Annotated in this window: 1 protein-coding gene and 1 pseudogene; both read right to left on the reverse strand. The window is 70.6% G+C overall.

Annotated features, from left to right (window positions below; all coding sequences use genetic code 11):
• Positions 1-313: 313 nt before the first annotated feature.
• Positions 314-1,315, reverse strand: a complete 1,002-nt coding sequence (locus BLW63_RS25925; protein WP_211517319.1) for a sugar phosphate isomerase/epimerase family protein — start codon at positions 1,313-1,315, stop codon at positions 314-316.
• A gap of 105 nt (positions 1,316-1,420) precedes the next feature.
• A pseudogene (locus BLW63_RS25930) lies at positions 1,421-1,627 on the reverse strand (ATP-binding cassette domain-containing protein); the annotation flags it as partial.

Consider the following 1,627-nt stretch of genomic DNA (forward strand, 5'->3'; position numbering starts at 1 on the left):
CACCCAGTTCCCGCCGATCAGCATCAGCCGGGTCGGCGGGGACGTCGCACCGGGAAACGGGCTCAGCACGCTCTGCTCGGACATGGCTCCTCCTGCGTGTAGGGAGCGACAGCGGTCAAGAGATGGATCGGCCGCTTCCGCGCGGCCCGCGGCTGTGCGCCTTCGGGACGACGGTGGTCCTGACCGCGCCTTCGGCTGCCTGGCGGCTCGGGGCGGCAGCTCGTCGCGTCGGCGGAACCCGGCCGAAGGCTCCCCGGGCAACGGTCGGTCACCGCATCCTGAAGGGGAATCGACCGTCGTCGAGCACGGGACGTCACCAGTTGTTCTCACCGCCCGCTGCCGCCTGTTCTGCTTGTGCTGTGGTACGGCAGGGCTGGGACGGGGTCGCCCCGGCCGGTCGGCGCGCGAGCTCGAGTTGACGGCGTGCGCTGTCGGCCGCCCGATCGAGGGCATCGCGGAGAGGCAGGGATCGGTGCTCGTCGGAGAGGATCTCCACGCCCCACGGTCCAGTCCACCCGGCGGCGCGGAGCGCCGTGATCATCCCGGGAAGGTCGAACGATCCCTCTCCGCAGTAGCGGCGGCGGTGGACCGTATCCTCGAACAACGTCCCGACGACCTGGGGGTCAGCGTCGTTGAGTTCGACCCCGATGATGCGGTGCAGCGGGACGGACGCGAGGTCGGCAACCGGGGTGTGTGCGCGCTCGATGTGCCAGACGTCGATGACGACGCCGGCCGCGTCGTGCCCGGCGTCCTCGACGAGCCGCAGGCCGTCGTGCAGGGTCTTGATGTTCGACCACGGGAAGAACTCGAGGCCCAGCCGCGTGCCGGCGTCGTATGCCTGCGCCGCGAGCTCGGCGAGCTTCGCAGCCCAGTGCCCGCGGTCCCACGGGGCGTCGTCACCATCGGGCGTCACCTTGATGTGCCGGGCACCGAGCACCTCGGCGGCGGTGAGAAGTGAGTGGCGGACGCGGTCGGACTCCGCGCGCCGCGGCCCGTCGTCCCACCAGTAGGGGATCCCTTCGAGCTCGAGATCCACGATGCCGTTGTCGTCGAGCAGGGCCCGGATCCCGCTGAGCCCGTATTCCTGCTCGGCCGCGGGAAGGTCGGCCGACAGCAGTCCGAAGCCGCCGAACCCAGCCGCCGACGCCGCCTCGATCCGCTCCCGGAGGGGCAGGGGACTGCGGAGGTCGAGGCGGTCTGAGGCGGCGTCGCCCGCACTGGTCCAGCAGGTGGCCAGCAGGCGCTCGCCGGAGATCACCGGATCACCCTGCTCGCGGTTCGCGGACTGGTTGGCCATCGGTGTCGACGCGATCATCGGCCATCCTTCCGGGAACCGGGACCGACTGCAGGTTGCCGATGCCAGTCGACCCGCATGAGCTGCTCCTTATCAACGCCGACGTGCAGGACGGGAGGCAGGACATCAGCGCTTGAGCTCGTGGGAGAGCTCGGCGAGTTCCTGGCCGCCGGCCATCTCGGTGGTGAGCTCCTCCAGGGAGACCTCCGAGCGCTTCTTGTCCAGCACCCGGCGGCCGAGCTTGAGGATGATGAAGTGGTCGCCGACCAGGTAGGCGTGGTGCGGGTTGTGGGTGATGAAGACGACCCCCAGGCCGGCGTCGCGGGCCGCGGC

The sequence above is a fragment of the Geodermatophilus africanus genome, from assembly GCF_900107105.1.
Lineage (GTDB): Bacteria > Actinomycetota > Actinomycetes > Mycobacteriales > Geodermatophilaceae > Geodermatophilus > Geodermatophilus africanus.